The sequence below is a fragment of the Rhodococcus sp. NPDC077669 genome, from assembly GCF_040686915.1.
Taxonomy (GTDB): Bacteria; Actinomycetota; Actinomycetes; order Mycobacteriales; family Mycobacteriaceae; genus Rhodococcoides; species Rhodococcoides fascians.
In genome coordinates, this window is sequence record NZ_JBFBMD010000014.1 from 32,020 (window position 1) to 46,973 (window position 14,954).

Sequence of the window (14,954 nt, forward strand, 5' to 3'; positions counted from 1 at the left end):
ACGAGAACATGAGAATCGAACAAGGCATCGCGCCGTCGAACTCCATCGACATCGCGTACGAGGACATGGGATCGGTCGACGACCCCGCTGTACTGCTCATCATGGGTCTGTCCGCGCAGCTGACGCTGTGGCCCATGGACTTCTGCACGCGTCTCGTCGACGCCGGATATCGGGTGATCCGCATCGACAACCGCGACATCGGGCTGTCGACGAAGATGACGGGCAGGAAGGTGCACGGCTGGCAGATTCTTCGGCTCCTCCGGCACGAACTGGGAATGTCGTCGGACGTCCCGTACACGATCGTCGACATGGCCGCCGATGCGGTCGGTGTACTCGACCACCTCGACATCGACTCCGCGCACGTCGTGGGCGCGTCGATGGGCGGCATGATCACGCAGGTGTTCGCCGGTAGCTACCCGCAGCGAACCAAGTCCGTGTCCATTCTGTTCTCGAGCACCAACGAGGCATTCCTGCCACCGCCGGATCCCCGGGCACTACTGCCGTTGATCGGTGGCGTCGGCAAGGACGCCACGAAGGACGAGATCATCGCGCATTCGGCGAAGACACTGTCCACGATCGGCTCCCCCGGGTTCCGGACCCCGCTCGAGGAACAGCTCGAAATCGCCCAGGTGATGTACGAACGCAACTACAACCCGTCCGGCGTCATTCGGCAGATGGCGGCCATCACCGGTACCGGCAGCCTCAAGCCCTACGCACAGAAGATCGACGCACCGACGACCGTCATCCACGGGACCGCGGACCGACTGGTGCGGCCGGCCTGTGGCAAGGCCATCGCCCGGGCGGTTCCCGGCGCGGAGCTGACCCTCATCGAGGGCATGGCACACGACCTGCCGGCCGCGTTGCTCGACCGGATCAGCGGCCTCGTGCTGGCCAACTTCGCTCGCGCGAACGCAGCCTAGATCTCGGCAGGACAGAACGACGAAGGCCGGCCTCCCACAGGGAGACCGGCCTTCGTTCGGAGCTGAAGAAATTACGCGTTCGCGTCGTCCTCGAGGAGGTTGCGAGTGCGGTTGGGATCGACCTGGACGCCGGGTCCGGTGGTGGTCGAAACGGTGACCTTCTTGACGTAGCGACCCTTCGCCGACGACGGCTTCGCACGCAGGATCTCGTCCAGTGCGGCACCGTAGTTCTCGACCAGCTTGGTCTCGTCGAACGAGGCCTTGCCGATGACGAAGTGCAGGTTGGCCTGCTTGTCGACGCGGAAGTTGATCTTTCCGCCCTTGATGTCGTTGACGGCCTTGGTCACATCGTTGGTGACCGTGCCCGTCTTCGGGTTCGGCATCAGGCCACGCGGTCCGAGGACACGGGCGATGCGGCCGACCTTGGCCATCTGATCGGGGGTCGCGATAGCGGCGTCGAAGTCCAGGAATCCGCCCTGGATGCGCTCGATCAGATCTTCTGCACCGACGACGTCGGCTCCTGCTGCCTCTGCTTCAGCAGCCTTCTCACCAGCGGCGAAAACAATAACCCGAGCGGTCTTGCCGGTGCCGTGGGGAAGGTTGACGGTGCCGCGCACCATCTGGTCTGCCTTGCGGGGGTCGACGCCGAGTCGCACTGCGACCTCGACGGTGGGGTCGAACTTGCTCGACGCGGTCTCCTTGGCCAGCTTGGCGGCTTCCAGAGGCGAGTAGAGGTTGTCCTGGTCGATCTTGGCGGCCTGCTCGAGGTAGGCCTTACTGCGCTTTGCCATGTCTTACTGTCCTTCGTTCGAGTTCAGAGTGGTTGACGAGCCTGGCCGGCTCTCCCACGTGTGATGCTTGGAGAGGCCGAAAATCAGCCTTCGACCGTGATGCCCATCGAGCGAGCAGTGCCGGCGATGATCTTCGCGGCCTGATCGATGTCGTTGGCGTTGAGGTCTTCCTGCTTGGTCTTGGCGATCTCGCGCACCTGATCCATGGTCACCTTGGCGACCTTGGTCTTGTGCGGCTCGCCGGAGCCCTTCGCCACGCCTGCAGCCTTGAGCAGCAGCTTGGCAGCGGGAGGAGTCTTCAGCTTGAAGTCGAACGTACGGTCCTCGTAGACCGAGATCTCGACGGGCACGACGTTGCCGCGCTGCGACTCGGTCGCGGCGTTGTACGCCTTGCAGAACTCCATGATGTTGACGCCGTGCTGGCCCAGTGCGGGGCCGACGGGCGGTGCCGGGTTGGCGGCGCCGGCCTGGATCTGAAGCTTGATGATCCCGGCTAGCTTCTTCTTCTTCGGGGGCATGTCTTGTTTCCTTGTATTCGCTCGGGTTTCTTGCGGTTGCTACTGCAAGTCTGTGCGGTCGGCTTCTAGATCTTGGAGACCTGGGTGAAGCCGAGCTCGACCGGGGTTTCACGGCCGAAGATCGATACCAGCACCTTGAGCTTCTGCTGCTCTGCGTTGACCTCGCTGATGCTGGCCGGGAGGGTCGCGAACGGGCCGTCCATGACGGTGACCGACTCGCCGACCTCGAAGTCGACCTCGATGGTGGGCTTCGACGTGGTCTCGCTGCCCTGCTCGGCAGTGCCTGCGGCCGCTTTCGCGTCCTTCTTGGCACCTTCCTGAGGCATGAGGAACTTGACGACCTCGTTGATGGTCAGCGGCGACGGACGTGACGTCGCGCCGACGAAACCGGTGACGCCGGGAGTGTTGCGAACCGCACCCCAGGACTCGTCGTTCAGTTCCATGCGGACCAGGATGTAGCCGGGCAGAACCTTGCGGTTGACCTGCTTGCGCTGGCCGTTCTTGATCTCGGTGACCTCTTCGGTGGGAACTTCCACCTGGAAGATGTAGTCACCGACGTCGAGGTTCTGCACACGGGTCTCGAGGTTGGCCTTGACCTTGTTCTCGTATCCGGCGTAGCTGTGAATGACGTACCAGTCACCGGGAGCGCGACGCAGAGCCGCCTTCATCTCGGCAACGGGGTCTTCGGGCTCTGCAGTGACGTCGACGTCAGCGGTGACCTCGGATGTCTCGTCGCCTTCGGCGGGAACGTCGTCCCCGGCGGCAGCGGCGACGTCGGCCTTGATTGCTTCGTCCGTCTCGCGGTCCTGAGCGGCCTGCTCCGCTTCGAGGCCCTGCTTGGTCGCCTCGACATCGGCGTCGAATGCGGCCACTTCGGTGGCGTCGTTGTGCGGCGTGCTCACGTCAGCACCCTTTCTCTAGTTCCTGCTCGGTTCGATCGTCTAAAGTCACGGCAACTGCGTTCGGTCAACCGAACAGCCAGCCGACGCCCTTGATGAACAGCAGATCGAGGCCACTGATGAACGCGACCATGAACGCCAGGAAGACGAGCACGACGGTGGTGTAGGTGACCATCTGCTTCTTGTTCGGCCAGATGACCTTCCGAAGCTCGGCGACGACCTCGCGGAAGAACTGCAGCAGACGCAGAAACACATTCGGTCGCTTGTCGAGCTTGGCCTTACCGGACCGAGCCTTGGCCGAGGTGGCCTTCGCGGGTGCGGCCTTCGTCATCGACACGCCAGCGGCGCTGCCACGGGACCTGCCGGACGCACGCTTGCCGGTGGGAGCCACTGCGCCTGCAGCGGCATCATCTGCGGTTGTGTCAGCATCGGAGAGACGGCCCTCGGAGCCAGGTGCGACGTCGTCTGGAGCCGAGGAGTTCTCGAACTCCTCCGATCGACCGTCGCGCTTACCGCGCTCCTCGCTCACGTCGTTCCTCTCAGTTGCTGACACCTTGGGCAGGGGCGACAGGACTTGAACCTGCAACCTACGGTTTTGGAGACCGTTGCTCTACCAATTGAGCTACGCCCCTTCGGCCGAAAACTTCTCGGCCGCTCTGGTGTCCACCCGACGCATTCACGCGAACCCACACAACCTCCGAGGAGGACGCGGGCAGCGCACAGCGCTGGATTACCCCAGAAATCTCAGTGTACTGCACACCCTTCGGAACAGATAAATCCCGTCGTTCCGGCAGCTCGGTGGCCGTCCGGATCGACCCATCATCAGGCCAAGCGAACCGTAGCGGTCGCTCGCCCGAAAAACTTCTTGCCCTCGAACTTCGCCACGATAGCGATGACGGCAGTTCTCTCGTCCGCATCCACCGACTTGATCTTGCCGGAGAACTCGACCGCAGCCGCGGAGTCCTCGGACACGTAGACCGAGCTGGTGAAGCGAACGTTGTATTCGGTGACCGCACCGGGATCACCCAGCCACGACGTGACGAACCCGGCACCGAGGCCCATCGTCAGCATGCCGTGCGCGATCACATTGTCCAGGCCGGCCAGGCGGACGACCTCGTCGCTCCAGTGAATCGGGTTCGGATCTCCCGAGACACCCGCGTAGTTCACCAGATCGCCGCGCGTGAGCATGACGACTCGCTCCGGCAACTCGTATCCGACGGAGACGTCGTCGAAGCTACGAAGCGCCATGCATGATCACTTCCTTGACCGCGTGCGCGATGTTCTCGTCGACCTCGCCGCCGGTACGCGCGACGATGGTCGTCCACGTCGTCTGCACGACCTCGCCGTTCTGGTCGGTGACGATGTTCTTGGTGGTCATGATGTCGCTGCCACTCATCTGCCGGAACGACTCGAGGTGCACATCGCACACCAGTCGATCGCCGACCTGAATCGGGCGGTGAAATTGCAGCCGCTGATCGGTCTGCAGAATCTGGCTCGGGTCGTACCCGGTGATGACCTCTTTGAACATCCGCGTCTGCGCGATGATGCCGACCAGCGAAATGAAGGTCAAGGGCGCGAGGAGACCGTCGTAACCGAGGCCCTTCGCTGCGTCCTCGTCGTGATGCGCGGGATGGAAGTCCTGGACCGCACGCGCGTACTCACGGACCTTTTCGCGGCCGACCTCGTAGAAGTCGTCGACGCGGTAATGAAAACCGACCATGGACGCCGCGTGAGCGGATACATCCATGGCCGGAATTTCAGATGATGCCGCAGCATCGTGTGGTGCTTGTGACACGGTGGAAACGACCTTTTCTACCCTTACAGAAGGGCAGTTGGACCTAGCGAGACTCGCGGTGCGCCCGGTGCGTGCCGCAGTTGGAGCAGAACTTCTTCAGCTCGATGCGGTCGGGATCGTTCCGACGGTTCTTCTTGGTGATGTAGTTGCGGTGCTTGCAAACCTCGCAGGCCAAGGTGATCTTGGGCCGCACATCGGTGGAGGAGGCCACTGGACGCCTACTTTCGGGTAAATCTGATCTGGGTCAATCAGGACTGTTCATGCGTGCTACTTGCCGTGCTTGCCTACTGTGTAGCGGTGACCGGACTTGAACCGGCGACGCAACGATTATGAGTCGTTTGCTCTACCAACTGAGCTACACCGCCTCAGGTGCTCATCGTCCACCATCCCACGAACGGGAGCGCGACGTCGAGCCATCCAATCCAGCGAGCCCCCTAACGGAATCGAACCGTTGACCTTTTCCTTACCATGGAAACGCTCTACCGACTGAGCTAAGGGGGCGGGTGACTACGGGAACTCTCGTTCCGCAGGCTCCACCTCAGAACACGAACAAGCCGTGCGCTGAAGCCTTCAAGAGGTTACACATTCCGAGCACCGACTGCCAAATTGCGAGGTCAGCGGCCCTGATATGTCCTCTTCACATGGAAACCCCAGCGAGAAAATCTCTCGCCGGGGTTCCAGGTGTGGCAGATGTAGGATTCGAACCTACGTAGGCATAAGCCGACGGATTTACAGTCCGCTCCCATTGGCCGCTCGGGCAATCTGCCGTGCTGCGATCGAAGTCCGTGCTGGTCTTCGGCGCGGTGAGAAGAATACAACGAACGTCCCCCCGGAACGCAAACCGGGTGGATACGGTCGGTAGCGGGCCGATAAAGTCCCAGCGGGATGTGGACCGACACCACCGCAGAAACAAATTTTCGATTCGACTGGAGAGTGTGAGAAGTGGCTGATTCGTCCTTCGACGTAGTGAGCAAAGTCGACCGGCAGGAAGTGGACAACGCTCTCGGACAGGCCGCGAAGGAGCTGGCGACCCGCTTCGACTTCCGAGGATCGGACACCAGCATCGAGTGGTCCGGCAGTGGCGAGTCCGAGACCATCGTCATCACGTCCGAATCCGAGGAGAAGGTCAAGGCAGCTCTGGACGTCTTCAAGGAGAAACTGATCCGACGCGACGTATCGCTCAAGGCTTTCGAGACCAACGACCCGGCCGCGTCCGGCAAGGTCTACAAGGTCACCGGCAAACTCGTGCAAGGCATCAGCACCGAGAACGCCAAGAAGATCTCCAAGAAGATCCGCGACGACGGCCCCAAGGGCGTCAAAACGCAGATCCAGGGCGACGAGCTGCGCGTGAGCAGCAAGAAGCGCGACGACCTGCAGGCAATCCAACAGTTGCTCAAGAACGAGGACTTCGGCATCGCCCTGCAGTTCGTCAACTACCGGTAGAGCGCCGCATGTGAGTGGAACCTCGTAGCAGACTACGAAGTTCCACTCACATGCCGCAGGCTCCGCTCAGTACGGCCGGTGGCCGGCCATCCGCTCGAGCCGCTCGATTCGGTCGGCCATCGGCGGGTGGGTGGCGAACAGTGCGCCCGCCTTGTCGCCGATACGGAACGGATTGGCGATCATCAGATGTGACTCCGCGGCCAGCCGCGGCTCGGGCGGCAGCGGTGCCAGCTGCACCCCCTGCTCGAGCTTGCGCAGTGCCGACGCCAGAGCCAACGGGTCGCCGGTCAGCTCGGCACCGGACTGGTCGGCCTGATACTCCCGAGAACGAGAGACCGCGAGGCGAACCAGGCTGGCCGCAATGGGTCCCAGCATCGACACCAACAGCAGCGCGAGCGGGTTCGGTCCCCCGTTGCCGCGTCCACCGAACACATTCGCAAAAAAGGCCAGGTTCGCCAGGCCGGAGATGACCGAGGCCATGGCACCGGCCACCGACGAGATCAGGATGTCGCGGTTGTAGACGTGCGAGAGTTCGTGTCCGAGCACCGCTCGCAGTTCCCGCTCGTCGAGGATCCGAAGTATGCCCTCGGTGCAGCACACGGCTGCGTTGCGCGGGTTCCGCCCGGTGGCGAACGCGTTGGGATTGTTGGTCGGGCTGACGTACAGCGCGGGCATCGGCTGATGCGCCGTTGTCGCCAGTTCCCGCACGATCCGATACATCGCGGGCTGTTCGAGCTCACTGACCGGCACCGCGTGCATCGACTTCAGAGCCATCTTCGCGCTGTTGAAGTACGCGTAGCCGTTGACGCCGACGGCCAGCACGATCGACCCGATCAGAATCATCGAGTTACCGAACAACGACCCGATGAAGACGATCAGCGCAGACATCCCGACCAGCAGGCCGAATGTCTTCGCACCGTTGGCGTAACTGTTCATCGTGACGGGTGCCTCCTCGTTCCGGGTGTTCCTACCCGATTCAACGACGGCACCCCGACGTGCAGTTCCCGACCACCGAGTGAGCGACTACCCCACGCGTTCGACGGTGTAGTTCACCAGTCGGCCCAGGGCGTCGTTGGCGGGGCCCTGCGGCAGCAGAGCGAGCTCGGCATGAGCGCGGTCGGCGTACTCGCCGAGGGTCTTCTTGGCCGCGACCATGCCGGGTGATCGCTGCAACAGCTCCAGGGCCTCGGTGACCAGCGCATCCTCGGTGACCGGGCCGGCCAGGATCTCGCGCAGGCGGTCGCCGTCGGCACCTTCCTCGCGGAGCGCGAACAGCACCGGCAGGGTGTGCACGCCTTCCCGCAGGTCGGTGCCGGGAGTCTTACCCGACTGCTCGGTGGCCGAGGAGATGTCGATGATGTCGTCGGAGATCTGGAACGCGGTGCCGACTGCGTCACCGAGGCGCTCGAGGCGTCCCACGTGCTCGGCATCGCCGCCACTGAACGTGCCGCCGAAGCGCCCACAGGAGGCGATGAGCGACCCGGTCTTCTCCCACACGACCTTCAGGTAGTGCGCGATGGGATCGTCGGTGCTCTTGGCCCCGATCGTTTCGCGCATCTGCCCGGTGACCAACTCGGCGAAGGTCTCGGCGATGATGCGGACGGCGTCGGGTCCGAGGGTGGACACCAGACGCGACGCATGTGCGAAGAGGTAGTCGCCCGCGAGAATGGCCACACTGTTGCCCCAGCGTGAGTTCGCACTCTCGGCTCCGCGGCGCATCGACGCCTCGTCCATGACGTCGTCGTGATAGAGCGTCGCCAAGTGCACCAGCTCGACCACGGTGGCGGCGGTGACGATCGCCGGATCTGTCGGCGACGGCCCCAGCTGGCCGGTCAGCACGGTGAACAGGGGTCGGAATCGCTTGCCGCCGGCCTTCGCCAGATGCAGAGCAGCCTCGGTCAAAAACTCCTCGCCGTCGGACAGTTCGCTGATCATCAGCTCTTCGACGCGCGCGAGACCGTCGGCGACGGATCGAGCGAGCTCCGGGTCACCCAGGTCGACTCCGGCAACGACCGTTACTGCGGTCGCGTCGTCTGTACTCACGATGTTGATCCCTGTCCTGTCGTCGGCGTCGAGCGGCGATGGATGACGGAAACTGCTGCTCGGGTACTACCGTAGTGAACCTAGTGTGCACACTCGCACGACGGTGCCGCCCACCACAGGTGACTATTCCCTCACCGAACCAAGCCCGAGTCGCTTCCCGACGCGGCCTGCAGGGCCAATGAGTGAACGACGTCACCGCTGCGACGGTGAACACCCCCGATGAGCAGGGCCTCGACAACGGTCGACCGAAGGCCCTGACGGCGCAGCACCGCGGCAATCGGGATACTGGGATCTGTGACCTCATCCAACCCGGCCCTGCCCTCCTCGACCGATGTGTTGGTCGTGGGCGCGGGCCCCGCAGGATCGTCCGCGGCAGCGTGGGCAGCACGTTCCGGCCGCGACGTCGTACTCGCCGACGCGGCCGTCTTTCCCCGGGACAAGACGTGCGGCGACGGGCTGACTCCGCGCGCGGTCGCCGAACTCGATCGGTTGGGCCTGGGTGAATGGGTTCGCGGTACCGCGCGCAATCGCGGGTTGCGCCTGAGTGGGTTCGGCCAGGAACTCGAGCTCGAATGGCCGAGCAGATCTTTCCCGGCCGTGGGCAGTGCCGTCCCGCGAACCGAATTGGACGACCGCATCCGCCGCGTTGCCGTCGACGCCGGGGCTGTGATGGCCGAGGGTGCCAAAGCGGTGTCCGTCACCCGCGACGGAAATGCGGTCCGATCGGTGACGCTGCAGACCGGCGAAGGCAGCCAGGACATCGCGTGCCGCACTCTGATCGTCGCCGACGGCGTCCGGTCCACGCTGGGCAAGCAACTCGGACGCCAGTGGCACCGCGACACCGCGTTCGGCGTCGCCGCCCGCGCGTACATCACGTCTGCGCGCAGCGACGACGAATGGATCAGCTCGCACCTCGAACTGCGCGACGGCGCAGGCACGCTGCAGCCCGGCTACGGATGGGTCTTCCCACTGAACGACGGCGACATCAACATCGGCGTCGGCACGCTGGCCACCGCCACCCGGCCCGCACCGGGAGCCCTGCGTCCCCTGCTGGACCTCTACACCCAGCAGCGGCGGTCGGAATGGGAACTGACCGGCGAGCTACGGTCGGTCGCGTCGGCGCTGCTGCCGATGGGCGGGGCGGTCTCCGGCGTCGCGGGGGTGAACTGGGCGATCATCGGCGACGCCGCAGCGTGCGTGAACCCACTCAACGGTGAGGGCATCGACTACGGACTCGAAGGCGGCCGCATGGTCGTCGACCTTCTCGATCACGCGGACCTGACCGACGCCTGGCCGACCCTGCTGCGTGAGCACTACGGTCAAGCCTTCTCCATTGCTCGACGCCTCGCCGGACTGCTGACCGTGCCGAGGTTCCTGCCCGCAGCGGGTCCGGTGGGCATGCGCTCGCGGGCACTGATGAAAGTTGCCGTCCGGTGCATGGGCAACCTGGTCACCGAGGCCGACAGAGACCTCGTCGCTCGTACGTGGCGAACCGCAGGAACCACGTCACTGAAAATCGATTCGCGGCCGCCGTTTTCGTAGCCGCGCGCGGACTCAGGGCCGAATTGCCTTGTGCAGAGCCACGATTCCGCCGGTGAGGTTGCGCCACTGCACGTCGGTCCAGCCGGCGTCGGCGATGCGCTGAGCCAACTGTTCCTGGGTGGGCCACGCGCGAATGGACTCGGCGAGATAGACGTAGGCGTCGGGGTTGCTGCTCACTGCGCGAGCGACTTTGGGGAGCGCCTTCATCAGGTACTCCATGTATGCCGTGCGGAACGGGCCGAAGACCGGGGTGGAAAATTCCGACACCACAAGACGCCCACCGGGTTTGGTGACTCGGGCGATTTCGCGCAGACCGGCATCGAAGTCGGAGACATTGCGAAGGCCGAACGAGATGGTGGCGGCGTCGAAACTGGCGTCGGCGTACGGAAGCGCCATCGCGTCACCGGCGACCATCGGCACTCCGCGGGAGAGTCCGGCTCGGAGCATGCCCTTGGAGAAGTCGGTGGCGACGCACCAGGCCCCGCTGCGTCCGAGTTCGACCGTGGAGACGCCGGTGCCGGCGGCGAGATCCAGGACCCGCTCGCCGGGCTTCAGATCGAGGGCTCGGCGGGTCAGCTTGCGCCAGCTGCGGTCCTGGCCGAACGACAGAACGGTGTTGGTGATGTCGTAGCGGCGGGCGACGCCGTCGAACATCGACGCCACCTCGTGGGGCTCTTTTTCCAGGGTTGCGCGCGATGTCGTGGCCACGAACTCCAGCTTACTCAGGCTGCTTCGGTCACCCGTGGCGCTGTGATGCCTTGCACGTCGTAGTAGTGGGAGATCAGCTCGTCGCAGATGGCAGGCCAGGTGCGGTGCAGAACCGATCGGCGGGCGGCGTTGCCGAAGCGGGCGCGGGTGGTGGGTTCGGCGAGAGCGCCGACGGCACTGGGCAGCAGCTCGGTGAACTTGTCGACCGGCAGTAGGTAGCCGTTGCGGCAGTGCGAGACCAGATCGCGGGGTCCGCCGGCGTCGGGCCCGATGACGGGCACTCCGCTGGCGAGGGCTTCTTGGACTGCCTGACAGAAGGTTTCGTGTTCGCCGGGGTGGACGAAGATGTCGAAGCTGGCGTAGGCCTGCGCGAGTTCGTCGCCGCCGAGTTGCCCGGTGAAGATCGCGTTCGGCATCAACGCCTGCAGTGCTGCCGTATCGGGTCCGCCGCCGACGATCACCAGCTGGATCGACGGATCCGTGGCCAGCACGGCGAGCCGTTCGACGTGCTTCTCCGGCGCGAGCCTGCCGACGAACCCGACGATCAGCTTTTCGCCGGCTCCCCATCGGCCGCGAAGGGTGGCCGACGCGGCCGAGGGCGCGAACCGAACCGCGTCCACTCCCCTGGCCCACCGGTGTACGCGCGGGATGCCGTGCTGCTCGAGAGCGTCGACGGCCGAGGTGGACGGTGCCAGAGTGCGGGCCGCTCCGCGGTGCAGTCTCCTGGTCCAACGCCACGCGGCCTTCGAGGTCAAGCCGAGGCCGTAGCTCGCGGCGAATCCGGCAACATCGGTCTGGTAGACGGCGACGGCAGGCACGTCGAGGCGGTTGGCGGCGGCCAGGCCGCCCGCTCCGAGCAGGAACGGGGACGCCAGATGCACGACGTCGGGCGCGAAGGTCCGTAGCGCCGAGACCATCCCGAGGCCAGGAACACCGACTGGCAGGGAGCTGACCTTCGGCACCATCACGGACGGCACTCGGTGGACCGGGACGCCGTTGTGCCAGGTCGCCGCTCGCGGTCCCGACGGGTTGTCGGGAGCGACGACGATGGCGTCGTGCCCGGTCTTCTCGAGATGTTCGAGGACACGGATCACCGAGTGGGTGACGCCGTTCATGTTGGGTAAGAACGATTCCGCAACGATGGCTACTCGCACGATCCTCAGTGTGGGTGGCCACGCAGTCGCCCAGGCATGGACGACGTTACGTGTGGGCCAACGTCACACGAATTGCAGGGCGACCCACGACGGACTCGGGTTGGTGCGGTGTCCGGTACCCACGAACACCGTCGGAACCGTCTCGTTCCCGTCGTTCACCGACCGAACCCGCGCTGCGGCAGCAGCATCTGCGCGGATGTTCGTCCACACGGCGTTCTTTCCGCGGAGCAACAGCGCAACCCGCAGCCGAAGACAGAAGATGCAACCGGGACGCCAGTAGATCAGCGGCACCGATTTTTCGGTCGCAGCCACTCGAGACGCGTCGTCGGACAGAGAACGGGGATACAGCACCGGAGTCGTCAGGACGAGCAGGAACACCACCACGAGCACCATGATCACGATCGAAGACGCGACGTTGCCGAAGTTCACCAACGCGAACCCGGCCACCGCGGCGACAGCAGCGATGACCCACTGCCTGGCATTACGCATCCTGTACCTCCATGCGCTGGGCCCCCATACGCTGGGTCTCCTTGCGACGTAACCAGAACAGGGCCGGCAGGGCGATCAGCCAGGTGACGACGATGACCGATCCAGCGGGGACGATGGCCACGGTGGCGTCACGGCCGGCTACCCGCACCAGCAGGTCGCTGTCGCTGTCGTTGTTGCCGGAGTCCGCCTTGTAGTACTCGACCTCGATGCGTTGCCCCACGACGAGATTGGTGGGGTACAGCACGCCGAGTCTGGGATTGTGGGTCACGCCGTCGGGGGTGATGAAACTGACCGCCGAACGCAATTTGCCCGCTGAGAGCACCTCGGCCGTCGCGACGCCCTTGTCGGAGTCGATGGTGACGTCGTTTCGCCAGGCACCGACCACCAAGAGGAACGACAGAATCGAGATGGCGACCGCGACCACGAGCACGACCAGCCGGATTCTGTGCAGAGTTCGGCTGCCCCTCTCGGTGTCGGTCACAGCATTCAGGTTACTTCGCGGCCGGTTCGCCTCCGCTCCGGTAGCCTCTGTGCTCATGTCGCGCAGCTTCGAGTTCACCGTCGAATCGTCCAATCCGCCCGCTGACGTGCACGCCGCACTCACCAGTGAAGACCAGTGGGCCGCCCGCTTCGCCAAGGCCAAGAAGACGGACGGGTACGAGATGACCAAGCACGACGACGGCGGCTTGACCGTGGACATCACCGAGGAAGTCGGCACGTCCGAACTGCCCGGCTTCGTCACGAAAGTCATCAAGGGCAAGCTGATCGTCTCGCGTACCGACCACTGGGGTCCGCTCGAAGGCGACCACGCCGAGGGCACGCTGGTCGGCGGCACCACGGGTCTCCCCGCGAAAGTGAACGGCACCCTCTCGCTTCGCCCCGACGGCACCGGAGCGAAACTGGTCGTCAAGGGTGAGTCGACGGTCAAGATTCCGCTCGTCGGCGGCAAGATCGAAGACCTGATCAACAAGATGATCAAGGACATGATCGATCAGGAAACCGGCGAAACACTCGAATGGGTTGCTGCGCAACAGAATTAGAGACGGGCCCGGATCGCTGCGTGTAGGTCGCGCAGCCCGGACCGTTCCGTGGTCACTTCCAGCACCCTGATTCCCGTGGCATGGCCGGTGAGTTCGGTTGCCAGATCGGCCAAGTCGACCAGGTGGTGCTCCACGCGGTAGGCCCCGCACAACGCTCCCAGGTCCATGCCGTGCGGTGTTCCGAACACCCGCTCGAACACACCCGCGTACTGCGGGTCGCCCTGTTCGAGAAGCTCGAAGATGCCGCCGCCGTCGTCGTTGGCGACGACGATCGTCAGATCGTCCGGACGCGGCTCGCCGGTGCCGATGAGCAGACCGGCCGCGTCGTGCAGGAACGTCAGATCACCGAGAAGCGCCACGGTGCGGCGCTTTCCGGCCATCGCCGCACCGATGGCCGTCGAGACGGTGCCGTCGATGCCGGCCACGCCACGATTCGACAGAACCTTCACGCCCGGGATCGGAGTGGAGACCAGGGCCGCGTCGCGCACGGGGTTGGAGGCTCCGAGCACCAGCTGATCTCCGGGCTGCAATGCCGACATCACCGCGTCGGCCACATGCAACCCCGTCGGCTTGGGGTGCTCTCGAAGTTGTTGGTGCACAGCCTTTTCGGCGCGTTCCGATACGGCAGCGCAGCGCGCGATCCACGCGGGATCGGGTGCGCCGGTGGTCACGGCACGCGTGCCGGTGGCCAGTACGTTGCCCGAGACGTCGGGCCAGCGCGGGCCGGTGGTGAGCGCGATGACGTCCACCGCCGGATCCGCGAGCAGCGCCGACACCTGCCGGTGCAGGGTCGGGCGGCCGGTGATGACGGCTTGACGCGGCTTCAACTGCGCAAGAGCCAAGGGATGCAACGCAATTCCGTGCAGTGGCGCGGTCGGCTCGGCAACGGTCGGCAAGCCGGCGAGCTCCGGACGAACGGCACCGCCGTGCCCGGACACGACGACGGTGTCGACCGACAGATCCAGTTCGACCGGAACGTCGAGAGTCGCCTGGGTGGTCGAGGTCCACGGCATCCCGTCGGGACGTCCTTCGGGCCGGGCCCCCGGATCTCCGAGAGCGGGGACCAACGGTTCACGCAATGGAATGTCGAAGTGCACCGGTCCGGCGTTGCCCGAGCGCGCACCCCGCGCAGCAGCGATGACCCGCGAGACCGCACTTCGCCACTGACTGTTCTGCTTGGGTCCTTCCTCGGCGAGCCCGAGGCTGATCGTCGCGCGGACCTGCGAACCGAACAGGCCCAACTGCTCGATGGTCTGGTTGGCACCGGTGCCGAGCATCTCGTACGGCCGGTTGGCACTGATGACGATCAGCGGGATCCGGGCGTAGTTCGCTTCGAGCACCGCGGGCCCGAGGTTCGCCACCGCCGTTCCCGACGTCATCACCACCGGGACGGGTTGGCCGCTGCCCAGGCTCAGTCCGATGGCCAGGAATCCGGCGGTCCGCTCGTCGATCCGCATGTGTAGTCGAAGCCGGCCGGCCGCGTCGGCTTCCTGCAGAGCGAAGGCCAACGGGGCGTTGCGCGAGCCGGGGCAGAGCACGACGTCTTCGATCCCGCTGCGCGCCAGTTCGTCGACGACTGCAGTGGCCTGAGCGGTGGACGGATTCACAGTTT

The 14,954-nt window shown here is 64.9% G+C and carries 18 protein-coding genes and 4 tRNA genes; 4 read left to right on the top strand and 18 right to left on the bottom strand.

Annotation, left to right across the window (positions count from 1 at the left end; translation table 11 throughout):
- The first annotated feature begins 8 nt into the window (after positions 1–8).
- Complete coding sequence (locus tag AB0P23_RS16535; protein ID WP_032365255.1) at positions 9–920, top strand: alpha/beta fold hydrolase; 912 nt, start codon at positions 9–11, stop codon at positions 918–920.
- A gap of 71 nt (positions 921–991) precedes the next feature.
- Here AB0P23_RS16535 and rplA read toward each other — a convergent pair whose 3' ends face one another.
- From rplA to AB0P23_RS16590, 11 genes are all read right to left on the bottom strand, one after another.
- Positions 992–1,711, bottom strand: a complete 720-nt coding sequence (gene rplA / locus AB0P23_RS16540) for a 50S ribosomal protein L1 (RefSeq protein ID WP_027498276.1) — start codon at positions 1,709–1,711, stop codon at positions 992–994.
- 83 nt (positions 1,712–1,794) lie between these two features.
- The gene (gene rplK / locus AB0P23_RS16545; protein WP_008713829.1) at positions 1,795–2,229 is read right to left on the bottom strand and encodes a 50S ribosomal protein L11; all 435 of its coding nucleotides are present in this window, start codon (positions 2,227–2,229) and stop codon (positions 1,795–1,797) included.
- 65 nt (positions 2,230–2,294) lie between these two features.
- On the bottom strand, positions 2,295–3,131 hold the full coding sequence (nusG, locus tag AB0P23_RS16550) for a transcription termination/antitermination protein NusG (RefSeq protein WP_032365254.1): 837 nt from the start codon (positions 3,129–3,131) through the stop codon (positions 2,295–2,297).
- Between the two features lie 64 nt (positions 3,132–3,195).
- Positions 3,196–3,657 carry a preprotein translocase subunit SecE gene (gene secE / locus AB0P23_RS16555; protein ID WP_032365449.1) on the bottom strand — a complete coding sequence of 154 codons (462 nt, stop codon included), beginning with the start codon at positions 3,655–3,657 and terminating at the stop codon, positions 3,196–3,198.
- 30 nt (positions 3,658–3,687) lie between these two features.
- A tRNA-Trp gene (locus AB0P23_RS16560) sits at positions 3,688–3,760 on the bottom strand.
- A gap of 190 nt (positions 3,761–3,950) precedes the next feature.
- The gene (gene hadB, locus AB0P23_RS16565) at positions 3,951–4,376 is read right to left on the bottom strand and encodes a (3R)-hydroxyacyl-ACP dehydratase subunit HadB (protein ID WP_363798318.1); all 426 of its coding nucleotides are present in this window, start codon (positions 4,374–4,376) and stop codon (positions 3,951–3,953) included.
- Positions 4,363–4,875 (bottom strand): (3R)-hydroxyacyl-ACP dehydratase subunit HadA, encoded by a 513-nt coding sequence (hadA, locus tag AB0P23_RS16570; RefSeq protein ID WP_048316186.1) that lies wholly within the window; start codon positions 4,873–4,875, stop codon positions 4,363–4,365. The genes hadB and hadA overlap by 14 nt, the downstream gene beginning before the upstream one ends.
- Before the next feature lie 91 nt (positions 4,876–4,966).
- The gene (rpmG, locus tag AB0P23_RS16575; protein WP_027498281.1) at positions 4,967–5,134 is read right to left on the bottom strand and encodes a 50S ribosomal protein L33; all 168 of its coding nucleotides are present in this window, start codon (positions 5,132–5,134) and stop codon (positions 4,967–4,969) included.
- A gap of 81 nt (positions 5,135–5,215) precedes the next feature.
- A tRNA-Met gene (locus tag AB0P23_RS16580) sits at positions 5,216–5,288 on the bottom strand.
- A 63-nt stretch (positions 5,289–5,351) separates the two neighbouring features.
- A tRNA-Thr gene (locus AB0P23_RS16585) sits at positions 5,352–5,424 on the bottom strand.
- 183 nt (positions 5,425–5,607) lie between these two features.
- Positions 5,608–5,690: transfer RNA gene (locus AB0P23_RS16590), tRNA-Tyr, on the bottom strand.
- Positions 5,691–5,865: 175 nt separating this feature from the next.
- Here AB0P23_RS16590 and AB0P23_RS16595 point away from each other — a divergent pair.
- On the top strand, positions 5,866–6,366 hold the full coding sequence (locus AB0P23_RS16595) for a YajQ family cyclic di-GMP-binding protein (RefSeq protein ID WP_363798322.1): 501 nt from the start codon (positions 5,866–5,868) through the stop codon (positions 6,364–6,366).
- 66 nt (positions 6,367–6,432) lie between these two features.
- Here AB0P23_RS16595 and htpX read toward each other — a convergent pair whose 3' ends face one another.
- Complete coding sequence (gene htpX / locus AB0P23_RS16600; RefSeq protein WP_027498283.1) at positions 6,433–7,302, bottom strand: zinc metalloprotease HtpX; 870 nt, start codon at positions 7,300–7,302, stop codon at positions 6,433–6,435.
- 87 nt (positions 7,303–7,389) lie between these two features.
- Positions 7,390–8,409 (bottom strand): polyprenyl synthetase family protein, encoded by a 1,020-nt coding sequence (locus AB0P23_RS16605; protein WP_032365250.1) that lies wholly within the window; start codon positions 8,407–8,409, stop codon positions 7,390–7,392.
- Between the two features lie 294 nt (positions 8,410–8,703).
- Between AB0P23_RS16605 and AB0P23_RS16610 the strand changes: the two genes are divergently transcribed.
- Positions 8,704–9,951 (top strand): geranylgeranyl reductase family protein, encoded by a 1,248-nt coding sequence (locus tag AB0P23_RS16610; protein ID WP_363798326.1) that lies wholly within the window; start codon positions 8,704–8,706, stop codon positions 9,949–9,951.
- A gap of 12 nt (positions 9,952–9,963) precedes the next feature.
- On the opposite strand, the gene AB0P23_RS16615 is transcribed toward AB0P23_RS16610, so the two are convergent.
- From AB0P23_RS16615 to AB0P23_RS16630, 4 genes are all read right to left on the bottom strand, one after another.
- On the bottom strand, positions 9,964–10,659 hold the full coding sequence (locus tag AB0P23_RS16615; RefSeq protein WP_027498286.1) for a demethylmenaquinone methyltransferase: 696 nt from the start codon (positions 10,657–10,659) through the stop codon (positions 9,964–9,966).
- 14 nt (positions 10,660–10,673) lie between these two features.
- Positions 10,674–11,813: a glycosyltransferase family 1 protein gene (locus AB0P23_RS16620; RefSeq protein WP_176456691.1), complete on the bottom strand. Its 1,140-nt coding sequence runs from the start codon at positions 11,811–11,813 to the stop codon at positions 10,674–10,676.
- 63 nt (positions 11,814–11,876) lie between these two features.
- Positions 11,877–12,302, bottom strand: a complete 426-nt coding sequence (locus tag AB0P23_RS16625) for a glutaredoxin domain-containing protein (protein WP_363798330.1) — start codon at positions 12,300–12,302, stop codon at positions 11,877–11,879.
- Entirely contained in the window at positions 12,295–12,783 is a 489-nt protein-coding gene (locus AB0P23_RS16630; protein ID WP_363798332.1) for a DUF3592 domain-containing protein, read from the bottom strand. The genes AB0P23_RS16625 and AB0P23_RS16630 overlap by 8 nt, the downstream gene beginning before the upstream one ends.
- Before the next feature lie 55 nt (positions 12,784–12,838).
- Between AB0P23_RS16630 and AB0P23_RS16635 the strand changes: the two genes are divergently transcribed.
- On the top strand, positions 12,839–13,342 hold the full coding sequence (locus AB0P23_RS16635; protein ID WP_027498290.1) for a DUF2505 domain-containing protein: 504 nt from the start codon (positions 12,839–12,841) through the stop codon (positions 13,340–13,342).
- On the opposite strand, the gene menD is transcribed toward AB0P23_RS16635, so the two are convergent.
- Complete coding sequence (gene menD, locus AB0P23_RS16640; protein ID WP_222086960.1) at positions 13,339–14,949, bottom strand: 2-succinyl-5-enolpyruvyl-6-hydroxy-3-cyclohexene-1-carboxylic-acid synthase; 1,611 nt, start codon at positions 14,947–14,949, stop codon at positions 13,339–13,341. The two genes, AB0P23_RS16635 and menD, sit on opposite strands and share 4 nt — an antisense overlap.
- Positions 14,950–14,954: the final 5 nt, after the last annotated feature.